Below are 3,220 nucleotides of genomic sequence, written 5' to 3' on the forward strand. Positions count from 1 at the left end.
GATAGGAAAAACCTAATAAAAAACGATATAATGAAAAAATTAATTCTTGAAATGTACCAAAGTTTAAAAACGGTAAAGTTTTATAGTGCGTTTTTTTTAAGGAAATTACTTACAAAAAAAGACCAAGAAATATTTTGGTCTATTTTTTAACTTTTATTTTTTTGGTCTAAAAAATACAATAATCCATCCCAATTTTTCGGTATTTCAAAATGTTGAATTACAGCTTGTTCGTTTTCATATTTTTGATATTCATAATGAGTAATAGTATGTTTATCTAAATTAATAAAAATAGCATTTTCTCGGATATACTTATATTCTTTTCTACCTCTTTTGAAATTATCAAAACAATATTTTTCAATTGAAGTATCTTCATTAACTAACATAATACTAATATCAGAACCTTTAATTTTAGTTCTTGGTTTATATTTCATATTGACAATAGAATCTTTTTGATTACCTATTACTACTTTAGTTAAGTTTCTTGCTTGAATATCATAAATATCAATATCATCATAAATATTAACATATTTATCTTCATCATAATTTTCATCTGAAAAATCTACATCATCTTTGATATAATTAAAGGGTAATTCAAGATTAGTTAAAACACTTTTGAAAAATTGGGTTTTACCAGATTTTGAATTTCCTTCAACAATCAAAGTTTTAAATCTTTTAGAAATACTATTTGATAATTGTTCTTTTTGGGTTTCTAAAATCTCATATGTAGAAGTTAAAATAGGTATCTTTTTAAAAGTGCAGAAATCAAAGATGGGGAACTCTTTAATATCAGATTCAAAGATATATTCAAATACCATGTTTTTGAATCTTTTTGCATTTTTAAAAGCATAATTAGGTTCTAATGATTCAGCATATAATTTTAACTTTTTAAATATTTCATTTTTAGTTTTTGAAATATTAATTTCTTTTTGTTGATATTCTTCTCTTAACTTTAAAAAATAATTATTAGTTAAACTTTCTAATTCAGTAGGTTTTTCATTTTTAGATAATTTAATATAACGAACATGTTTAAAGGTGCCTTCTTCAATGAAGTCGCCATCTTTTTTTACATAATTACGTACGTCAGTAGTATCTTTAATAGGATTACCTGGACGTGGTTCTATATGAGGAGAATAAAAAAAATCTTTAATTTTAATGTTTTCATTATCAATTAATTTTTTTTCTTTATTATTTTTAGGAATATTAAAAATGGTTAAATCCCTTGTTTGTAATCTTTTATTTAATTGAAAAAAAACATGATGATGTTTACCTTTATGATCTTGATGGTTTTCAATCCCAACAACTAAATAATTAATTTGAATTTTTTTTTCATCACAAATATTAATGATAAAAGTTTTAATTTCTTCTTTAGATAAATCACATTGAGAATAAGTTAAAAAAATATTTTGAGCTTTAAATATTGTTTCTTTTTTAACTTTATTTGTTTTTTTCATTTTTTATCTCTTTCTTGTATAAGCCCCTATTAGTTTAGGGGCTTATTTTATTTATTTTTGTTATCTAAAAAGATAACTTTTTGAACAATAACTTTAGTTGAGGTTTTATTTTCTCCATCACTATTAGTATATCTTTCAACTGATAAAGATCCTTCTACATATACTTTAGAACCTTTATGAAGATACATAAACATATTGTCTGCTTGGGTTCTAAAAATAACACATGGAATAAAATTAACTTTATCTTTGATATTAACAGCTATACTAAAATCTAATTTAGATATTTCACCCTCATTAGTATTAATAGTTGTTGGTTCTAGATCATGAGTGATATTACCGATTAATTGAACTTTATTTAACATTTAAATTCTCCTTTCTATTTAAATTAAAGTAATAAAGCAAGAGGAGCTGCAATTGGACCTACAGAGGCAAATATGGGTGTTAGAACTACACAACTAATAACTCCTGCACCAATAGTTAAACTTACAACTGCAATATCTTTAACTAATTTATTATCATCGTTATCATAATTTGAATTCCAATCAAATTGATATTGGGCTTCTTCTTGTTTTTTTTGTTCTTTGTTTTGTTTTTTGTTTTTGGATTCTTTTAATTGCTTTAAATGTTTTAAAGCATTAATTAATCCAATTATATTATTAACTTTATTAGTATCATGGATATATTGAGTTTGATATTGAGATTGGGTTTCAACTTTATTTTTATCTTGAATTGATTTAAATAATTTAGGTAATCTTAAACCTAAAAGGAATAAGAGAATTAGAAGAATAATGGAGATGAAGACAACCAAAACGATCAAGATTATTTTTCTTTTTTTATTATTCATGATTAAAAAGTTTTTTCTTCTTTAACAGTTCCGTCTTGGTTGTAATAAGTTATTTTAATTTTTTCACCTGTTGTAGGATTAAATTCCACAATATAATTTAGTATTTTACCACCATCTTTATATGTGTCTTCTTTAATTTTTTTACCTGTTTGAGAGTCAAATGTTTCTATGTAAAAAATAGTTTTACCATCATCATGATAAATAATTCTTTTAATTTCTTTTTTAGTTGTAGAATCTAATATTTTAATATGTTTTATTTTACCATCTGGACTATAAACTATTTTTTCTTCAATTGATAATTTGTCAACTTCTCTGTCAATTTTTTTCAAAATAGCATTATATGTTTCTTGTTCTTGTTGTGAAAAAGATTGAATAGGTTTAGCCTCTACTGGTTGATTAAACGATTGTTGGGATTGTTTTGGTTGTAAAAATAATAATAAAAGTATTAAAAGACCAACAACAGATACTGATATAAACAATCCCCAAATGATAAAGATTTTATTATTTGATTTTGTTTGATCATTGGTTTTCATAATTTAACCTCTTTTTTGATATTTATTTTCAACTGGTTTAATAACATTTTGTTTTTTTTGTAAATTAAGTATAAAAGTATTCAAAGACGAGCAGAGCGAATTAGGCGGCCAGCCGATGCATATTAAGAATTAACCTATTACACCCCTCCTATAAAGTCCCCTTTGGGGATTTAGGGGTTTTTATTTATAATCTTTTTTAATAACATTTTGTTTCTTTTGTAAATTAAGTCTGTATTCTAAATCAGATATTTTTTTATTTAATTGTTTTAATTCATCTAGATTAGAATTATCAGTTTCAACTGGTTGTTTTGATTCTGATTTGGGAGTAAATAAATATTTTAATAATAGTATAAAATAATATAATCCTAAAACAAAAAGTTTAATGGGCTTAT

General features: G+C 23.5%; 4 protein-coding genes and 1 pseudogene. All 5 read right to left on the reverse strand.

Annotated features, from left to right (window positions below):
* Positions 1-146: 146 nt before the first annotated feature.
* The gene (locus OYV_RS03095) at positions 147-1,451 is read right to left on the reverse strand and encodes a hypothetical protein (protein ID WP_042068233.1); all 1,305 of its coding nucleotides are present in this window, start codon (positions 1,449-1,451) and stop codon (positions 147-149) included.
* A gap of 47 nt (positions 1,452-1,498) precedes the next feature.
* A complete protein-coding gene (locus OYV_RS03100) occupies positions 1,499-1,813 on the reverse strand; it encodes a single-stranded DNA-binding protein (protein ID WP_015060426.1) in 315 nt (104 codons plus the stop codon).
* 23 nt (positions 1,814-1,836) lie between these two features.
* Positions 1,837-2,295, reverse strand: coding sequence for a hypothetical protein (locus OYV_RS03105; protein ID WP_042068234.1), 459 nt, complete (start codon positions 2,293-2,295; stop codon positions 1,837-1,839).
* 2 nt (positions 2,296-2,297) lie between these two features.
* Positions 2,298-2,828 carry a DUF2963 domain-containing protein gene (locus OYV_RS04700; RefSeq protein WP_081931939.1) on the reverse strand — a complete coding sequence of 177 codons (531 nt, stop codon included), beginning with the start codon at positions 2,826-2,828 and terminating at the stop codon, positions 2,298-2,300.
* Positions 2,829-3,008: 180 nt separating this feature from the next.
* A pseudogene (locus OYV_RS05090) lies at positions 3,009-3,220 on the reverse strand (hypothetical protein); the annotation flags it as partial.

This window comes from 'Chrysanthemum coronarium' phytoplasma (assembly GCF_000744065.1).
Lineage (GTDB): Bacteria > Bacillota_I > Bacilli_A > Acholeplasmatales > Acholeplasmataceae > Phytoplasma > Phytoplasma asteris.

Excerpts from the sequence above, each read along its gene's own strand:
- OYV_RS04700 (WP_081931939.1), bottom strand. The coding sequence starts at position 2,828 with ATGAAAACCAATGATCAAACAAAATCAAATAATAAAATCTTTATCATT.
- OYV_RS03100 (WP_015060426.1), bottom strand. The coding sequence starts at position 1,813 with ATGTTAAATAAAGTTCAATTAATCGGTAATATCACTCATGATCTAGAA.
- OYV_RS03095 (WP_042068233.1), bottom strand. The coding sequence starts at position 1,451 with ATGAAAAAAACAAATAAAGTTAAAAAAGAAACAATATTTAAAGCTCAA.
- OYV_RS03105 (WP_042068234.1), bottom strand. The coding sequence starts at position 2,295 with ATGAATAATAAAAAAAGAAAAATAATCTTGATCGTTTTGGTTGTCTTC.